This is a genomic window from Acididesulfobacillus acetoxydans, assembly GCF_902729405.1.
GTDB classification, from domain to species: domain Bacteria; phylum Bacillota; class Desulfitobacteriia; order Desulfitobacteriales; family Desulfitobacteriaceae; genus Acididesulfobacillus; species Acididesulfobacillus acetoxydans.
In genome coordinates this window covers 3,749,975-3,767,526 of record NZ_LR746496.1, presented here as the reverse complement: position 1 = coordinate 3,767,526, position 17,552 = coordinate 3,749,975, and the positions used below count along the sequence as shown (strand labels likewise).

12 protein-coding genes are annotated in these 17,552 nt (G+C 53.1%); all 12 read left to right on the top strand.

The genetic code is table 11. The annotated features are described in order from the left end of the window. Positions 1-152 precede the first annotated feature (152 nt). The 12 genes from MNU25_RS16790 to MNU25_RS16735 all read left to right on the top strand — a co-directional run bounded on the left by MNU25_RS16790 (position 153) and on the right by MNU25_RS16735 (position 17,518). The gene (locus MNU25_RS16790; RefSeq protein ID WP_240986119.1) at positions 153-1,538 is read left to right on the top strand and encodes a sigma-54 interaction domain-containing protein; all 1,386 of its coding nucleotides are present in this window, start codon (positions 153-155) and stop codon (positions 1,536-1,538) included. Between the two features lie 215 nt (positions 1,539-1,753). After that, on the top strand, positions 1,754-2,920 hold the full coding sequence (locus MNU25_RS16785) for an MFS transporter (RefSeq protein WP_240986118.1): 1,167 nt from the start codon (positions 1,754-1,756) through the stop codon (positions 2,918-2,920). A gap of 72 nt (positions 2,921-2,992) precedes the next feature. Continuing rightward, positions 2,993-4,201: an alpha/beta hydrolase family protein gene (locus MNU25_RS16780; protein ID WP_240986117.1), complete on the top strand. Its 1,209-nt coding sequence runs from the start codon at positions 2,993-2,995 to the stop codon at positions 4,199-4,201. A gap of 167 nt (positions 4,202-4,368) precedes the next feature. Next, positions 4,369-6,165, top strand: a complete 1,797-nt coding sequence (locus MNU25_RS16775; RefSeq protein ID WP_240986116.1) for a sigma 54-interacting transcriptional regulator — start codon at positions 4,369-4,371, stop codon at positions 6,163-6,165. 525 nt (positions 6,166-6,690) lie between these two features. Then, positions 6,691-8,238, top strand: coding sequence for an acyl CoA:acetate/3-ketoacid CoA transferase (locus MNU25_RS16770; RefSeq protein WP_240986115.1), 1,548 nt, complete (start codon positions 6,691-6,693; stop codon positions 8,236-8,238). A gap of 164 nt (positions 8,239-8,402) precedes the next feature. After that, entirely contained in the window at positions 8,403-9,149 is a 747-nt protein-coding gene (locus tag MNU25_RS16765; RefSeq protein WP_240986114.1) for an SDR family NAD(P)-dependent oxidoreductase, read from the top strand. Positions 9,150-9,420: 271 nt separating this feature from the next. Continuing rightward, complete coding sequence (locus MNU25_RS16760; RefSeq protein WP_240986113.1) at positions 9,421-10,602, top strand: acetyl-CoA C-acetyltransferase; 1,182 nt, start codon at positions 9,421-9,423, stop codon at positions 10,600-10,602. Between the two features lie 428 nt (positions 10,603-11,030). Next, positions 11,031-12,425: a GntP family permease gene (locus MNU25_RS16755; RefSeq protein WP_240986112.1), complete on the top strand. Its 1,395-nt coding sequence runs from the start codon at positions 11,031-11,033 to the stop codon at positions 12,423-12,425. Between the two features lie 383 nt (positions 12,426-12,808). Beyond that, on the top strand, positions 12,809-14,068 hold the full coding sequence (locus MNU25_RS16750; RefSeq protein ID WP_240986111.1) for a helix-turn-helix domain-containing protein: 1,260 nt from the start codon (positions 12,809-12,811) through the stop codon (positions 14,066-14,068). A 234-nt stretch (positions 14,069-14,302) separates the two neighbouring features. Next, a complete protein-coding gene (locus tag MNU25_RS16745) occupies positions 14,303-15,640 on the top strand; it encodes an amidohydrolase (RefSeq protein ID WP_240986110.1) in 1,338 nt (445 codons plus the stop codon). 199 nt (positions 15,641-15,839) lie between these two features. Further along, on the top strand, positions 15,840-16,040 hold the full coding sequence (locus MNU25_RS16740) for a DUF3311 domain-containing protein (protein ID WP_240986109.1): 201 nt from the start codon (positions 15,840-15,842) through the stop codon (positions 16,038-16,040). Continuing rightward, the gene (locus MNU25_RS16735; RefSeq protein WP_240986108.1) at positions 16,037-17,518 is read left to right on the top strand and encodes a sodium:solute symporter family protein; all 1,482 of its coding nucleotides are present in this window, start codon (positions 16,037-16,039) and stop codon (positions 17,516-17,518) included. Before MNU25_RS16740 ends, MNU25_RS16735 begins: the two co-directional genes overlap by 4 nt. Positions 17,519-17,552: the final 34 nt, after the last annotated feature.

Genomic DNA, 17,552 nt, shown 5'->3' with positions numbered 1-17,552 from the left:
TGGGTTTGGAATGAGATTCCGGCAGTCTTTTATTGTTCTTCAGCTGGGGAACGGTGGGCTGCCGGCGTTCAAAAATGGTATGAATAGGGGCGCGATTTTGAGCTTCGTGTACTAGGTCTTGATGCCTGGTCAGGAGTTGAGGTGGGTACCGGATGTCGAATTTTATGAAGACCAGAAAATTTATAGAGTTTTGCCATGGAGCCTTTGACAATCTACCTATCCTTGTCGACTTCCTCGATGCAGATGGCAAAATTATTTACATGAATAAGGTGTTTGCTGACTTTTTGCGTATTCCCCTAGAGGATATCATCGGTCGCATTGTGACCGACGTTAATCCGACCTCGAAGTTTATGGAAACTCTAAAGGCCCAAAAGGCTGACATTGCCATGAGACACACCTTTCCTAGCGCCGGGAAGGAAGCAATTGTGCATAGAATACCGATTTTCGGGAACGACGGAGAGCTGCTGGGTGGTTTCGGAATGGTTGTATTTGAGCAGGTTGATCAAATTATTGGTATTATTAAACAGTATGAAAATCTTGATAGAGAGCTAAGGATGTATAAAAACGAGCTGGCCAAAATTAACACGGCTAAATACAGTATCCAAGATATCTTGGGAGATTCCCCGGCGATTGCTCGGTGTAAGAAACAACTGCAGAAATGCTCCGGCATCAGCTTAAACGTGCTAATCTTCGGGGAAAGTGGTGTTGGCAAGGAGCTGGTTGCCCATGCACTGCACAATTTGAGTAGCCGACACGATCAACCGTTTGTCGGCATCAATTGTTCGGCTATCCCCGAACACCTTCTGGAGTCCGAACTGTTTGGGTATGAAGAGGGTTCATTTACCGGGGCTAAGAGGGGTGGCAACATTGGCAAGTTTGAGCTTGCGGATGGTGGGACCATTTTTTTGGACGAGATTGGAGATATGCCTTATTACATGCAGGCCAAGCTCCTTAGAGTGTTGCAGGAAAAAGAGATCACTAAGATCGGGGGGAAAAATCCGACGGCCATTGACGTGAGGGTTATTTGCGCTACGCACAAAGATCTTCCCCTTATGATTAAAAATGGAGAATTCAGGGACGATCTCTATTACCGGTTAAATGTCTTAACAATTGAAGTTCCACCGCTTAGAGAGAGAAGCGAAGATATCTCCCAACTTGTCCGCGTTTTTTTAGACTCATTTTGGAAAGAATCAGGTCTTTTCCGCAAGATGTCAAAACCTGCGATGGACGTTCTCCGGAAATATGACTGGCCCGGCAACATACGAGAACTCAAAAACGTGGTGCACAAAATGGCTGTCAATGCCGATGATACCGAGATAACGATTAATGACTTGCCGAAAAATATCTTAAACGCCTCATTTGAGAGTGACTTTAGGTTTGCTAACATGGGGCTTAATGATGTTTTGCGCTCTATTGAAAAAAGGATGATTAGAGCGGCTCTTGATGAAGCCAAACTCAACAAGAGCTTGGCCGCAGCTAAGCTTGATATTCCCAGAGTCACTCTCTACCGGAAGATGAAAGAATACAAACTGGAATAGGATTCGTTCCAATTGAAACAAAATGAAACAAAGTGTGTCTGAATGTTACGACGTTGCCTCAGCTCATTTCCACACGAAAGCCTTCAGTTTAAGGACTGGAGGCCTTTTCTGATTTGGGCACGGTTATTGCATAATGATGTAAGCAGGTGGTACCGCAGGATTCCCATTCGTGCACGAATACCTATACAACAGAATATTTTGAGGAGGATGTTTGAATGAAGCGGAAATATTTAATTGAGTTCATCTTGTTCTTCAGTTATGCCTTATTTGCTATGGCATGGTCGGGTGGGGATGCTTTTATGGCCCCAATCATGAAGGCTATGGGGATCCATAATTTGGCCTCGGCGAGTTTCATTAGCACGAGTGTTACCTTTGCTAAAATTGTCGGGACCGCCATTGCCGCATGGGTTGCCTTGAAATTAGGTATTCGAAACGCTTTTAGCCTTGCGTCTCTAATGATTGCTATGAGTATCCTGACGCCATTCTCAGCGAATTATTCTGTGTTGCTTGCCTCTCGATTTCTCATGGGATTAGGCGGAGCCTTGGTGGTTGTTTATTTCAATCCCATCGTTATGCAGTGGTTTGAACCCGAAGAGAGACCTCTTGTCAATGGGCTCAACGCAGTAGCTTTCAATGTAGGTACAGCCATAGTCATGTTCTTTTTCAAGAATTTCATCGGCATTTTCGGCGGCTGGAGACAGACCCTGGTGGCTTTGTCTTTGGCAAGTATCGTTTTCTTTGTTCTTTGGCTCGTATTTGGAAAGTATAAGGAAGATAAAACTGCTTCGCCAAATGTGAGACCTCTCGACGAGAATTACTCTTTTATTGACGGTTTAAAGGATCCGTTTAATTGGAAATTTGCCTTGACCTATTCCGGGCTTCTGGCATTCTATATCGTGCTGTTCACATTTTACCCGACAGCCGGCATATCACAAGCGAAAATTGTGATTTTGATGGGTATAGTTGGTGCTGTTTTAGGGATTATTTATTCGAGAAAGGTTGCCAAGAGAATTCCTGTAATCAAGATTTCCGGCTTAATCCAAATCGTATCGATTATCGGACTTAATTTCTCTGGGAACAACGCTACGCTGGCGACCATCAGCGCTGCTGTTTTGGGAATCTTCATGTTTTTGCCCATGACGGCACTAGTTACCCTGGCGCAAGAAATGCCCAACATGACACCGAGAAAAATCTCCGTCACTTTCAGTTTGTTTTGGTCCATCAGCTATATCGTGGCTACGGTGGTTCCGACGCTATTTGGGGCGATTGTTGATGCAAATCATGGAGACTTCAAAATGGCCTTCGTGTTTATAACGATTGTAGAATGTTCTTTCTTCGTCGGTTCCTTCTTCCTGCCGGAGCCTAGTAAATTGAGAGATTGACCCCTTAAGAATATTGGCTTAAATACGGAGTAAAAACACAGCTTGTTATTGAATTGAAGGAGTGTAAACAGGATGTATCTACTGCCATATCTACAAAAAGTCGCCGACTTGACTACAAAGAGTCATTCCGATAACTCAGATGCCGCTGCTCTGGTCTGTAAGCGTCCCGTGATTCGCAAGGCGATACCAGGGTATGTTTGGACCGGACATATCGGTAACGCCCGTGCGCTGATCAGATTGCCGGAAAAATCGTTATGGAACGGAAAACTTATGATTGGTGGAACTGCGGCTGTCAGAACGGAATATTGTCTTGATTTCATATTGAGCGACATTGTAGTTCAACGTGGGTACGCCTACGCGGCTTCCGACAAAGGTACCCCCGGACTCAGTTTGAGGAATCCGAACCGAAGCATGGCGGAGTGGGTGACAAACTACGAACAGCTTGCAAGAGTCGCGGCAGAGTTGGCGGAACAGTTTTATCAGGTGGCTCCGCAGCGTGTTTACGTCTCCGGAATAAGCAACGGCGGTTATATAACCCGCCGTTTGCTAGAACAATGCCCTCAGCTTTTTGACGGAGGGGTAGAGTGGGAGGGGGTCCTTTGGGCCCCTGAGGGCCGTCACTTTTTGACCACTATACCGGAGTATGTCGAGTCATATCCCGTATACCGGAATTTACGAGGAGACCGTGGCACAGACGAACGTGATACAGCCTTTTCTAAGTTGCTGGATGCCGGCTTACACCCTTTGTCCGAGCCCTACTGGGAACTATACTACAGGGCTTATTGGGCTTTGACGTTGTGGCTCTATGGGCGTAATCTTGATCCCGAGTGGGAACCTTTCAAGACTGAATGGTCTGATCGGCTTATTGGGGAAACCAGTCCCCTCACCCACTATCCCTGGGAGGACCGCAGGGAGTATTTGGATGAGCGCATTCGGCCTTTGTCTAATACCGGTTCAATTGGTAAACCGCTGCTGTCAGTTGCCGGGAATTGGGATTGTCTAATTCCCTTCAAGTACCATGCGGAAGCTTATGCTAACCTGGTTTGGGGACAGGGAAGAGGTCATTTGCACCGGTTATACGAGATTGACCGGGGAAATCATGTTGAAGGATTGTATCAAGGGAGCAAGGGAGACCAGCAGAGCGTTCACCCTTATTATGAAGCCGCTATTTATTATCTGGAAGAATGGGTTGAACGAAATGTGATGCCACCCGCTTCGGGTTTGTACAAAAGTGTGGAGGCGTTTGCTCAGGGTCTGACCGACAACCTTTTGACCTATTGAGATGTACTTGACGGATGTAGGAAGTGGCGCTCTTGTGGTGTGGGAGCGTCATCCTTCATCCGGTTTCCTTGGGCCCCGGCTTTTGCTTGTGATACACGGTTGAAGTACAATGGTAGAGACGGGAACAAGAAAGACGATTTGGGTGAAAGGACAAACGGACGACCAGGATGAACAAAGACAAGAATGAGAAGAACCTGAGCGAACTTGTGTATCGGGTGTATGATGGAGAGGGTGAGAGTGTGCCGACGACGGGCGCTATCGCGGCCCGGGGTGTTCTCGAAGCTATCCGCGCCGGCGTTATTGTCATTGACCGAGAGCAGAATATTATCTTTTGCAATCAGATGGCGGCGGATATTATCGGTCGCGGGATTTCCGCCATTCTCGGACGCCAGATCCGGGAGGTCATACCGGAGTCCGAATTGGGGCAGGTTCTGGAAGACGGGAAACCGCAGCCCGCCCGGCTGTATATCGATGGCAGGCTAATGATTACCAACCGGGCGCCGGTATATGCCGGCGGCAAGGTTGTGGCGGCGGTGGCGGTCTTCCAGGATGGGAGCGAGCTGCAAGAACTGCTGTCCCGGCTGGGCAGCACGCAAAGCATTCTCACAAATCTGGAAAACATCTTCGAACACGCTTATGACGGCGTGATCGTGATCGACCGCAACGGTATTGTGACGCGGATTACGAAAGCGTACTGCAACTTCCTCGAGACTACCCAGGAAGAGGCGATCGGCAAACATGTTACCGAAGTCTTGCCGACCAGCCGTATGCACATTGTCGTGCAGACAGGGGAAGCCGAAATCGGCGAACTCATGAACATCCGGGGCAAAGAAGCCATGGTCATGCGCATTCCCCTCTGGGAAAACGGGGAAATCGTGGGCGCGGTCGGCAAGGTGATGTTTCGGGATGTGCAGGAACTGCGTTCACTCGCCGAAAAGCTGAACCTCCTGGAAAACAAAGTGAAGTTTTACGAAAAAGAACTGCAGCATTACCAGCAGCATTATCAGAAAGTCCGCTATACTCTGAGCGACATCGTCGGGCAAAGCCGCCCGCTCGTGCGGGCCAAAGAGTTGGCGGAAAAAGCGGCTCAGGGCAAGTCGACGGTCCTGCTGCGAGGGGAGAGCGGCACGGGGAAAGAGCTCTTCGCCCACTCGATTCACGCCATCAGCCCCCGGCAGGCTTTTCCTTTTGTCCGGGTTAATTGTGGGGCCATTCCGGCCGAACTCTTGGAATCGGAGCTCTTTGGCTATGAGGAAGGGGCTTTCACAGGAGCGAAAAAGGGAGGCAAACCGGGCAAATTTGAGCTGGCCCATGGCGGGACGATCTTCTTGGATGAGGTGGGCGATCTGCCCTTGACAATGCAGGCGAAAGTGTTACGTGTCTTGCAGGAGAGGGAAGTGGAACGGGTGGGCGGCAACCGCCTGCAACAGCTGGATATCCGGGTCATCGCTGCCACGCACAGAGATCTGGAGCAGATGGTGAAAACCGGGGAGTTCCGCCAGGATCTTTATTACCGGTTGAATGTTTTCACCCTGACTGTTCCGCCCTTGCGGGAGCGGGAGGGAGATATTCCTCTCCTCAGCGCTTATCTGCTGCAGAAGTTTCGACGGGAACTGGGTTCCCGGGTGAAACGGCTGGAGAGCCGGGTCGAGAGCCTGTTCCTGAAGTATCATTGGCCGGGTAATGTCCGGGAACTGCAGAACGTGGTTGAGCGGGCGGTGAATGTGGCGGAAAGCGAAACCATTGTCTTAGAGGATTTGCCCCTCTACCTCAAGGACCTTGAGAACAGGCGCGGTGAGGGCGTGCTGCAGCCCTTGGCCCAAGAGGTAGCGGAGGCGGAGCGTACGGCCATCATACGCGCTCTCAAGGCTACGGGTGGGAACAAAGTTCGGGCGGCGGAATTACTGGGCATTCACCGGGCGAATCTCTATCGTAAGATGGAACGCTATGGGGTCGAGGACTGAGGGCGGGGGAGAACCAAGCGGTTCCGAGAGGCGGCCGTAAGATGGAACGCTGCGGGGCGAGGACTGAGGGCGGGGGAAGGCCAAGCGGCTCTGAGAAGCGGCGGGGGCAGGTGTGAAAGGTGTGAGAAACAAAGGGGTCGTAAGAAGCAAAGTGCAGCCTTAAGAAGTAGAGTAGATGCCCATGGCGCTCAGGCGGCACCACCATCTGACGATAAAAACTGTCTTTTTTCACAGCAGCCGTAAGAATTAAGACAGGCATAAGAAGCGAAGCAGGTTATAGGTAACGCGTATTCGCGACATGTCGCGAATAAGTTACAGCAGCCATTTATGGCTCATCTTTCAGATTATTTGAGCGGGACAGGCTTGCGAACGTCGCGAACGAGCGACACTCTTCAAAGAGGACGAGCTATTCTTATTTTAGGAAAAAACTCCGCAAACCCGGAAGGATTGGGACTTCGGGGTTTTTTTGCGCGCTTGGCACAGGTTTTGCAATTATCACTCTTCAGATTGGAGGGGAAGTACAACATGAAGAGGAAGCAGTTTCTCAGTGCGGATGAGGCTGTGGCTCTGATTAAGGACGGCAGTATGGTGGCCATCGATGGCTTTGTCAGTATCGGTCATCCCGAGGAATTGACGGTCGCACTGGAACAGAGATTTTTGCGCAGCGGAAGTCCCCGCAATCTTTCCCTGGTTTACGCGGCCGGACAAGGAGACGGTAAAGATCGCGGCATGAACCATCTCGGATATGAAGGGCTGATCAAGCGAGTGGTCGGGGGACACTGGAATCTGGCGCCTAAGTTGGGAAAACTGGCGGTGGAGGAGAAAATCGAAGCCTATAATTTTCCTCAGGGTGTGGTTACCCATCTCTTCCGGGATATTGCTGCCGGTAAGCCGGGGACTTTAACCCATGTCGGCCTGGAAACCTTTGTCGATCCGCGCCGGGGAGGCGGAAAGCTCAACCGGGTGACCCAGGAGGACCTGGTGGAGCTCATGACAGTGCGCGGACGGGAGTATTTGTTCTATCACGCTTTTCCGATTGACGTGGCACTCGTGCGCGGCACTTATGCCGATGAGGACGGGAACATCTCCTTCGCGCGGGAAGCGCTGACCCTGGAGACGCTCTCGGCGGCTCAGGCAGCCAGAAACAGCGGCGGTCTGGTAATCGTACAGGTGGAGCGGGTGGTACAGCGCGGCAGTTTGAATCCGCGCGAGGTCGTTATCCCGGGGATTTTAGTGGATGTGGTGGTCGTGGCCTCCCGGCCCGAGAATCACATGCAGTCTTTTGCCGAGCAGTATAATCCGGCTTACAGCGGGGAGCTGCGCCTGCCCTTGAATCAGTTAAAATCCATGCCTTTGGACGAGCGCAAGGTGATTGCGCGCCGGGCTTTCCGGGAAATTTGTCCGGGCGCCATCGTCAACCTGGGGATCGGAATGCCGGAAGGGGTCGCTTCCGTGGCGGCCGAGGAGGGTAAACTCCAGGAGTTTGTCCTTACCGTGGAGTCAGGGCCGATCGGGGGCGTGCCGGCAGGGGGAATGAGTTTTGGGGCCAGCTTTAACCCGGAATGTGTGATCGACCAGCCTTATCAGTTCGATTTCTATGATGGGGGCGGGTTGGACTTGACCGTGCTGGGGATGGCCCAGATGGACCGGGAAGGAAATGTCAACGTCAGTCGTTTTGGGTCCCGGATCGCCGGGGCGGGCGGGTTTATCAACATTTCCCAAAACGCCAAAGAAGTAGTTTTCTGCGGAACGTTCACCGCCAATGGCGGTGAGGTCCGGATCGAGGACGGTCGCCTGCGCGTGCTGAAAGAAGGGAAGATTACGAAGCTTGTTCAGGATGTGGAACAGGTTACCTTCAGCGGCAACTATGCGCGTAAGCGGGGGCAAAAGGTCCTCTTTGTGACCGAGCGCGCGGTCTTTGAGCTGAGGGCTGAAGGACTGGTTCTGGTCGAAGTGGCACCCGGTCTGGATCTGCAACGGGATATCCTTTCTCAAATGGGTTTCAAACCCATCGTTGCAACGGATTTAAAGGTAATGGACGAGAGGATTTTCAAGCCTGAGCTAATGGGATAGAGGCAGGCCGAACTTGGCCGGGTTATGGGATAAAGGCAGACGGAACCTGGCCGGGCGGCGGAAGGCACTGTCAGGTGGCCTGCAGAAGAAGCGGAAGGAATTTTATGGTACTTCGATTACACTTCGAAGGGAATTTCAAGATGATTAGGGAGGTTAAAAAGATTATGAAGGTTGGGAATCGAGTTGCCTTGATTACAGGGAGCGGTCAGGGATTGGGCCGGGCTATTGCGTTGGCTTTTGCCCGTGAAGGCGCCAAGATCGCGGTGAACGATATTCCTTTCAATGAAGGGAAAGCCGTCCAAACGGTGCAAGAGATCCGTCAGTTGGGCGTGGAAGCAGAGTTTTTTCCGGCGGACGTCAGCCGGGAAGCGGAAGTCGGGGGAATGGTGGCTGGGGTCCTGGCGCGGTTCGGCCGGATTGACATTCTCGTTAACAATGCGGGGATAAACCGCGACGGGCTCTTGCATAAAGCGGAAAGTAAGAATTGGGAGGCGGTAGTCGCCGTCAATTTGACCGGGCCTTTTAACTGTACGAAAGCGGTGTTGCCGGGGATGAGACAGCAGGGGTACGGGCGGATTGTGAATATGTCTTCTCTCACGGCGCGCATGGGTATTTTCGGAACCGGTTACTATGCGACAACCAAGGCGGGGTTGATCGGACTGACAAAGGTTACGGCGGCTGAGAACGCCACCAAAGGGATTACCTGTAATGCCTTGGCGCCGGGCTATGTGAAGACCGATATGATGCTCAGGTATCCGGAGGAACAGCTTAAAGCTCTCATCGCCAAGATTCCGGCGGGGCGCCTGGCTGAGCCGGAGGAGATCGCTGAGGCGGCTCTCTTCTTTGCGGCTGACTCCTCAGCTTATGTGACTGGGGCGGTGCTCGACATTAACGGCGGATTTCTGATTTAGCGAGTTAAGACGGCTGCTCGAGATCTCGATATTAGGCGAGTTTTTGCACGTTGCCCTTTCCGATTCAGCAGGATGAGGCTTCATGCCGAAAATAAGCAACGCCGCGTATGGCGGCGGAGTGAGGGTTGACTGCAAGCTTGCAACCCTGAGGAACCGGTTTTTGGAACGGGAAGCCGGCCCTGATCAAGAGTCGATGTACAAGGGTGTGGTGCTTTCTTTCTCAACCGGTTCCTCGCAGCGGAGAAATTAAAGTTGTCAAGTGGAGGTAAAAATGCGGGAAGCAGTAATTGCGAGTGCGGTGCGCACAGCGGTAGGTTCCTTTCAAGGGGCTTTGGGATCGGTCCCGGCGGTTGAACTTGGTGCTCTGGTAATCGCGGAAGCCCTCCGGCGGGCCGGGGTTAAGCCGGAGCAGGTCGACGAGGTGATTATGGGCAATGTGCTGCAGGCGGGTCTGGGGCAGAACCCGGCGCGTCAGGCGGCCGTCAGGGCCGGGCTGCCTCAGGAAGTGCCAGCTTTGACGCTTAACAAAGTTTGCGGCTCGGGTCTGAAAACGGTGGTGAGCGCGGCTCAGGCGATCCTGGCTGGAGACGCGGATGTGATCGTGGCCGGGGGCATGGAAAATATGTCGGCAGCCCCTTACCTTTTGCCCCAGGCGCGCTCCGGCTACCGCATGGGAGACGGCCCCCTGGTGGACAGCATGATTCACGAGGGGCTCTGGGACGCCTTTTACGATGTGCATATGGGGATTACGGCTGAGAATATAGCCGAGCAGTTCGGTTTTTCTCGCCAGGATCAGGACGATTATGCCCTGTCCAGTCAGCAGAGGGCGGAGGCGGCGATCAAGGCCGGAAAATTTGTCGGCGAGATCGTGCCGGTGGCAGTGCCGCAACGGAAAGGAGAGCCGCTTCTTGTTGTCCAGGATGAGTTTCCGCGCTTTGGCACGACAGCCGAGGCTTTGGCCAAGCTGCGGCCTGCTTTTAAGAAAGACGGCAGCGTGACGGCGGGGAATTCTTCCGGGATCAATGACGGAGCCGCGGCCGTTGTGGTGATGGCGAGAGAAAAAGCGGAGAGCCTGGGCATTAAGCCGCTCGTCCGCCTCGTTTCCTGGGCTTCGGCCGGCGTCGATCCGAGGATTATGGGGACCGGCCCGATTCCGGCCAGCCGCAGGGCTTTGGCGAAGGCGGGTTTGCAGATAGAGGATATCGATTTGGTGGAGGCCAATGAGGCTTTTGCTTCTCAGACTTTGGCAGTGGCCCGGGAACTCAGACTGGCCGGGGATAAAACCAATGTTAATGGTGGAGCTATCGCCCTGGGCCACCCGATCGGTGCCAGCGGTACCCGGATTTTAGTGACACTCTTGCACGAGATGGAGAAGAGGGAGGTGAAGCGCGGCTTGGCGACTCTCTGTATCGGCGGCGGACAGGGAATCGCCCTCGTGGTCGAAAGGCTTTAGCCCGCCGGAAGTGTGAAGAAGTGCGAAGCCGGAAAGAAATCCGGCCGCGCAGTCGCAGGGGCCCGGTGCGGGTCGGAGAGCGCTCCGATCCGTACCGGAGAGGCCGACAGGGGCGGAAAAAGGATAGAAAACGGGTTAAGCAGTGGACAAGAAAAGTTGAAGAAGGGTCGAACAGGGTTAAACAAGGGTAGCAGAAAGGTTAGACACGGGCTGGGGTACAGGCCAGACAAGAGGTCAGACAAGAGGTTAGACCACGGGTTAGACCACGGATTAGACCACGGATTAGACCACGGATTAGACACGGGTTAGACAGAGGTTGGAGAAGGGTTAGAGAAAGACTTTGTCCGGGCGGAGGGTTGGGACCCGGAAGGTGACAAGGGTGGCGGAAGGGATAGAGAAGGAGTAAATATTTTCGGAGGTGTTGATTCATGGCAGTGCTGGGCATTTTGCTTAGCCTTGGACTCTTGATGTTTATGGCCTACAGGGGTTTTTCCGTGATATTTTTTGCCCCGGTATTCGCACTTCTGGCGGCCATTTTCTCCGGCATGGCGATCATGCCTACGTATACTCAAATCTTTTTGCCGAATTTAGCGGACTATATTAAAGTATATTTCCCATTCTTCCTCCTCGGAGCCGTCTTCGGCAAAGCGATGGAGGAGTCGGGGGCGGCGAAAGCGATTGCCAAGGTGATTGTACAAAAACTGGGCAAACGCCAGGCCATCCTAGCCGTGGTACTGTCGGCAGCGATTTTGACCTATGGCGGTGTCAGCCTGTTCGTGGTGGCCTTTGCGGTCTATCCCTTTGCCGCCTCGATTTTTAAAGAAGCGGATATCCCCAAACGCCTCATTCCCGCGAGCATCGCCCTGGGCGCCTTTACTTTTACTATGGATGCTCTGCCGGGAACTCCCCAGATCCAGAACTCGATTCCTATGCAGTTTTTTAATACGAATTTGTACGCGGCTCCGGTTTTCGGCACCCTGGGAGCGGTGATCATTTTGGTAGCGGGGATATTTTACCTGGAGTGGCGCAAGCGTACGGCTCAGGCCAAAGGCGAAGGATACGGAACGAATCATAAACAGGAGCCGGAGATGGTTGAGGACACGAGTCTGCCCAACCCCTGGTTATCCGCCCTGCCTCTGGTCGCGGTGCTGGCCATGACGCTGATTTTGCAAACGATGGTTTTTCCGCATTGGGACATCAGCTCCTGGGTGACCAAAGCGCCTTACAGCATTCCTAAAGGCGGAGTTATCGGCGTCATGAACAACTGGGCCCTGATCATCGCTTTGCTGGTCGGGATCATTCTGGCGATGGCTATTAATCCCCGCCGGATCAAGGGACATGTGGCCACGGCGATCAACGCCGGCGCGATCGGCTCCTTGTTAGCCGTTCTGAATACCGCTTCAGAAGTCGGATACGGCAATGTCATCAAGACTCTGCCGGGCTTTCAGACGATCGCTCATGCCCTGATGGGGATTAATCACGGCGGCAGCCCGCTGCTTTCAGAAGCGGTGACGGTCAACACTCTGGCGGGCGTAACGGGTTCGGCTTCGGGCGGTTTGAGCATTGCTTTGGCGACTTTTGGCAAAGAGTATTTGGCTTGGGCCCACCGGACAGGGATTAGCCCGGAACTGCTGCACAGGGTAGCTGCCATGGCTTCCGGCGGTTTTGACACCCTGCCGCATAATGGAGCGGTCATTACGCTCTTGGGGATTTCGGGGCTCACGCATAAACAATCTTATAAAGATATCTTTGCTATTACCCTTATGAAAGCGGGAACGGTCTTCCTGCTCATCGGTTTGCAAAGTATTCTCCATTTTGTCTAGAATCCTTTCCGGGGCTAAGTTTACCGATTGATCCAGTCGATGAGTCGGAAAAAACAGATGGACCCAGCACAGACGGAAACAGCAGGTGTGTTAAGCATCTGCTTTTTCGCTGTTTCGGCTAAACGGACGTAATGGGTTTCCATAAGGGTGGTTCACCGGACCTTTCGAGGAACAGAAATCGACGTTGGCCGGAGGAGAAAAATGAGACGCCGGCTGGGTTCAAATTCCCGGAAGGCGGTGTTTTGCCTAGGAGCAGGATCTGTTATTATATGAATAAAGGATGAGCGATGGGCGGGCGGAGCTTTCCGACGACGCTTTAAGAAAGGCGGCTGGCTGCCATTAGACTTGGGATACTGGGCGCGGACGACACGCTGGAGCTGATTGTGGCGATTGCCAGGGGGTATAAAGAATTTGAACTGGTGCCGATTTTTTACTTGAGAGAGGAAGAAATCGTCGCCAAGCTGGAATCCCGTGTTAACGAGGCGGACATGTGGCTTTTTTCCGGGCAGGTGCCCTATGCCATCGCCAAAGCCTGGGGCGGGGTGACCAAGCCCATGTTTTATGTGACATACGAAGGGTCCAGTCTTTACCGGACGCTGCTTCAGATTGCCCTGGAGCGGAAGTGGAATCTGGAACGTCTCAGCTACGATACGTTCAGGCCGAGTGTGTTGGAACGGACTTTTGCCGAGGCCAACATTCAAGCAAAGCCGGTCCATGTTAAGTATTATCCGGGCGTGATTTCGGTCAAGGAACTGAGTGACTATCATGAAGCACTTTACCGGGGGGGGCGGACGGAAGGCGCGGTCACCTGTCTGCGTTCGGCCTTCTTGGAACTTCAGCGCCGGGGAGTACCGGCTTTTCGGGTTTTGCCGACCGTGGCCAGCGTGGAATCGGTGCTTAACCTCATTTTGCGGGCCAAGGAAGCCTTGCACTTTCGGGAAGCACAGATCGCCGTTCAGATGATCGAGGTCGATACTTTTCTGGGACTAATCAAAAACAAGTTTGTCACAGACGAACTTTACAAGCTGGAACTGCAAGTGACGGAGAAACTCCTGCGTTATGCCAGGAAAGTTCGCGGCTCGCTTAAACAGGCGGGGCCGGGACGTTATGTGATATTCACCACCAGAAAACTGTTGGAGGATATTACCGGGGACTTTCACTTTGTTCCGGATCTTGAGGACCTGAAAATCGCCCCGGGTGCCATTACTTGCGGGATCGGGACGGGAACCAGTGCTTATGAGGCCGAAACGCATGCCGGGCAAGCTTTGCTGCACGCGCATGGGCAGGGGAAGGGAAGCTGGATGGCCTTTTTCGATGACAATACAATTGTCGGACCTTTGGGACACCCGGAGCAGGTTGCTTATTCCTGTGCCCCGGAGACCTTGCAACAGACCAGCCATGACTCCGGCCTCAGTGTTTCTACTTTAAGCAAGCTCGATTCCGTGTTGAAAAAAATCGGGCATAGGGAGATAAATGCCCATGACTTGGCCCAGCATCTAAGGGTTCAACCCCGCAGCGCGCGTCGGCTTTTGCTGGCCTTGGAGGCGGCAGGGTATGCCGAAGTGGTCGGCGAAAGCAATCCCCACCCCCGAGGCCGGCCGCGGCGAATCTACAGGGTGAACTTCGGCGACAGTTCAGGTTGATGTCCGGGCGGCTTGACCGTTAGCTCGGTGAATTAAGATGCTTGCTTGTTTAAGCCCAGGAGGGCTTTTTTTTTCACTCTCATCTGTTCAAAGCGAATCCGCTATTATATAATAGTTGCAAGGATATAGGGACATGGCCGTAAATGGACCGTAAGACAAGCCTGATGAAAAGAAGGAGGGAGGTGAAAGATTGGTGAACGATGCGACCTTTGCGTTTCCGGATTTTCGTGAAGAGTGAAAAAGGAGTTTAAGGAGAAGCAAGGGGCGTTCACAGAAAAGGAAGAGGGATTCACGGAAAAGAAAAAGGCGTTCACAGGAAAGGAAGAGGAGTTCACGGAAAAAGAAGAGGGATTCACGGAAAAGAAAAAGGAGTTCACGGAAGAGATGGAAGAGGAACTACTGAAGACCCTGGCAGACTCGGCGATGGACGAGGTCATAGCTTGGAGGAGGCATTTGCACCAGAACCCGGAATTGTCTTACCATGAGGAAAAAACCGCGCAGTTTCTCTATGACACTCTGTCGTCTTTCGGGCATCTGGAGCTGAGCCGGCCGGCGAAAACCAGCGTCATGGCGCGCCTGAAGGGTAAAAGGCCCGGCAAAACGGTTGCCATTCGGGCGGATATTGATGCTTTACCGATCCAAGAAGAGAACGACTTTCCCTATGTGTCCGGGAATCCCGGCGTGATGCATGCCTGTGGGCATGACACCCATACGGCTATGCTGCTGGGAACCGCGAAGATCTTGTCCGGATTGCAGGATGAGATTGCGGGGGAGGTGCGTTTCATCTTTCAGCACGCCGAGGAACTGTTTCCGCCCGGGGGGGCCGAGGAACTGGTGGAGGCCGGTGTGATGGACGGGGTGGACGCGATTATAGGCGGACACATCTGGGCGCCGCTGGAAGCGGGTAAAGTGGGCTTGGCTTACGGCCCGATGATGGCTTCGCCTGACACGTTTACCATCGTGATTCATGGCCAAGGGGGACATGGGGCCATGCCCCAGCAGACGGTCGACGCTATAGTGATCGGTGCGGAGGTGGTCGTCAATTTGCAGCATGTCACAGCCCGCAATATCGATCCCTTGGATAGCGTGGTCGTTACGGTCGGCCAATTCAGCGGGGGAGTCAAGGAAAATGTCATTGCGGGGAGCGCTAAGATCGAGGGTACGATCCGCACGCTGGATCCCAAGGTGCGCGAGGAAGTTCCGCGTTTGATGGAGCGAGTGGTTAAAGGTATTACGGAAGCGCATGGTGCGACTTACGAGTTCAATATTATCAAGGGGTACAGACCGGTGATCAACGATGAGCGCGTTGTCCGTGTCCTGGAAAAGAGCGTGCGCGCGGTTATGGGCGAGGCAGCGCTGGAGTATGTGCGGCCGAACATGGGAGGCGAAGACTTCTCCGCTTATTTGCAGAAGGCCCCGGGCGCCTTCTTCTTCCTCGGCGGCGGCAGCCGGGCCAAAGGATACGTCTACCCGCATCACCACGCCCGTTTTATCATTGATGAGAGCGCCCTGGCCAACGGAATCAAGATTTTTCTTCATGCCACCTTCGCTTTACTGAATTCTCCGCTTTAATTGGGTAAACGACGCTTCCTGTCGTTTTGCATCAGTAAGAGGCGTCCACGTTCCGAAGGACTGATAAGAAGGGCTGGATGGAGTGTTGCGAGGGACTGACGAAGAGGGGGCGCCGGAGGGGGATGACGGCCGGAGAGAAAGAGTTTGTCATGCGCACGCAGGCTAAGCTAGAGAACATTGGAAGAGGAGGATACAAGGCATGAAAATGTTCCGCCTTTTGGCGCTATTGCCTTTTTTGGCTATGCTGGTCGGGATACCGTTTGTCAACCGCGTTACACCTTATGTATTAGGCCTTCCTTTCATCCTATTTTGGATCGTCATGTGTGTTGTAGTTACATCTGTTATTATGGGAATTATCTATAAGCTTGATCCGATCAACAAGGGGGGTGAGGCAGAATGAGCTTCGCGCTGCTGGAGATAGCCGCCTTTCTGCTCATCTCGTTGTATTTGGGGATTCGGGCCAGACAAGGACGGAAAATGAATCTGGAGCAATGGACCGTTGGGGGACGCGGCTTTGGCAGTCTATTGGTATTTTTGTTAATGGCCGGAGAGATCTATACGACCTTCACTTTTCTGGGTGGCAGCGGCTGGGCCTACGGCAAAGGCGGACCGACCTTCTATATTCTGTGCTACGGAGCTTTGGCTTACATCATGTCTTATTGGATGCTGCCGGCGGTCTGGCGCTATGCGAAGAAGAACAACCTGATGTCCCAGTCGGATTTCTTTGTTCATAAATATAATAGTCCCGTTTTGGGGTTGCTGGTCGCCGTGGTCGGGGTTATCGCCATGGTGCCTTATCTCGTCTTGCAGTTGAAGGGCTTGGGAAGTATTGTGTCCGAAGTTTCCTACGGCTCCATTTCCCCTACGGTGGCCGTCTGGATCGGCGTGATTGTCGTTACGATCTATGTGATGATCTCCGGCATCCACGGCTCGGCCTGGACTGCGGTGCTCAAAGACAGCATGATTTTGTTGATCGTGGTCTTCCTGGGTATCTACCTGCCTTTCCATTATTACGGGGGTTATCAGAATATGTTTTCCGCGATTGCCCAAGCCAAACCGGGCTTTCTCACCCTGCCTGCCAAGGGCCTGAGCGTATCCTGGTTCATATCCACGGTGGTGCTGACGGCCCTAGGCTTTTACATGTGGCCCCATTCTTTCGCCTCCTCCTACGCGGCCAAAAACGAGCGGGTCTTCCGCAAAAATGCCATCGTTCTGCCCCTCTACCAGTTGGTCCTGCTCTTCGTCTTTTTTGCCGGGTTCGCGGCTGTACTGCAGATTCCTAAACTGGCCAACGGGGATCTCTCGCTGCTCAGGCTGGCCAAGATGACCTTTGCCCCCTGGTTTGTCGGCTTGATTGGGGCGGCCGGGATTCTGACGGCTCTGGTGCCCGGCTCTATGCTGCTCATGGCGTCTTCCACAATCGTCGCCAAGAACATCTATCAAGTGTTTGCTCCCTCGACTTCCGAAGAGCAGGTGGCGAAAATTGCTCGATTGCTGGTGCCGGTGGTGGCTTTGGTAGCGGTTTACTTCACTTTTAACAGCGGAGCCGCGATTGTGGTGCTCCTTCTGGCGGGTTACAGCTTGGTTACTCAGATTTTTCCCGCTTTCATCTTCAGTCTCCTTAAGAATAATTTTGTAACGAAATTCGGAGCTTTTGCCGGGATCTTAGCCGGCGTCCTCACGGTGACCTACATCACGGTGACGAATTCCAGTGTGGGCTCACTCTTTCCGGCGCTGCCTCAGGCTGTTAAAGACCTGAATGTGGGGATCGTCGCCATGATCGTCAATTTAGTGGTTTTAGCGGCGGTCAGTTTGCTGACCGGGGGTTTAGCAAGCAAATCCGAAAGAGACCTGGGCCGCTTCGGGACGGCAAAATAGCGGAGCCGCCGGCCGGGGGCTTTAAAGTGGCAGC

Excerpts from the sequence above, each read along its gene's own strand:
- MNU25_RS16765 (WP_240986114.1), top strand. The coding sequence starts at position 8,403 with ATGAAGGTTGGGAATCGAGTTGCCTTGATTACAGGGAGCGGTCAGGGA.
- MNU25_RS16760 (WP_240986113.1), top strand. The coding sequence starts at position 9,421 with ATGCGGGAAGCAGTAATTGCGAGTGCGGTGCGCACAGCGGTAGGTTCC.
- MNU25_RS16755 (WP_240986112.1), top strand. The coding sequence starts at position 11,031 with ATGGCAGTGCTGGGCATTTTGCTTAGCCTTGGACTCTTGATGTTTATG.
- MNU25_RS16770 (WP_240986115.1), top strand. The coding sequence starts at position 6,691 with ATGAAGAGGAAGCAGTTTCTCAGTGCGGATGAGGCTGTGGCTCTGATT.
- MNU25_RS16780 (WP_240986117.1), top strand. The coding sequence starts at position 2,993 with ATGTATCTACTGCCATATCTACAAAAAGTCGCCGACTTGACTACAAAG.
- MNU25_RS16790 (WP_240986119.1), top strand. The coding sequence starts at position 153 with ATGTCGAATTTTATGAAGACCAGAAAATTTATAGAGTTTTGCCATGGA.
- MNU25_RS16740 (WP_240986109.1), top strand. The coding sequence starts at position 15,840 with ATGAAAATGTTCCGCCTTTTGGCGCTATTGCCTTTTTTGGCTATGCTG.
- MNU25_RS16785 (WP_240986118.1), top strand. The coding sequence starts at position 1,754 with ATGAAGCGGAAATATTTAATTGAGTTCATCTTGTTCTTCAGTTATGCC.
- MNU25_RS16775 (WP_240986116.1), top strand. The coding sequence starts at position 4,369 with ATGAACAAAGACAAGAATGAGAAGAACCTGAGCGAACTTGTGTATCGG.
- MNU25_RS16735 (WP_240986108.1), top strand. The coding sequence starts at position 16,037 with ATGAGCTTCGCGCTGCTGGAGATAGCCGCCTTTCTGCTCATCTCGTTG.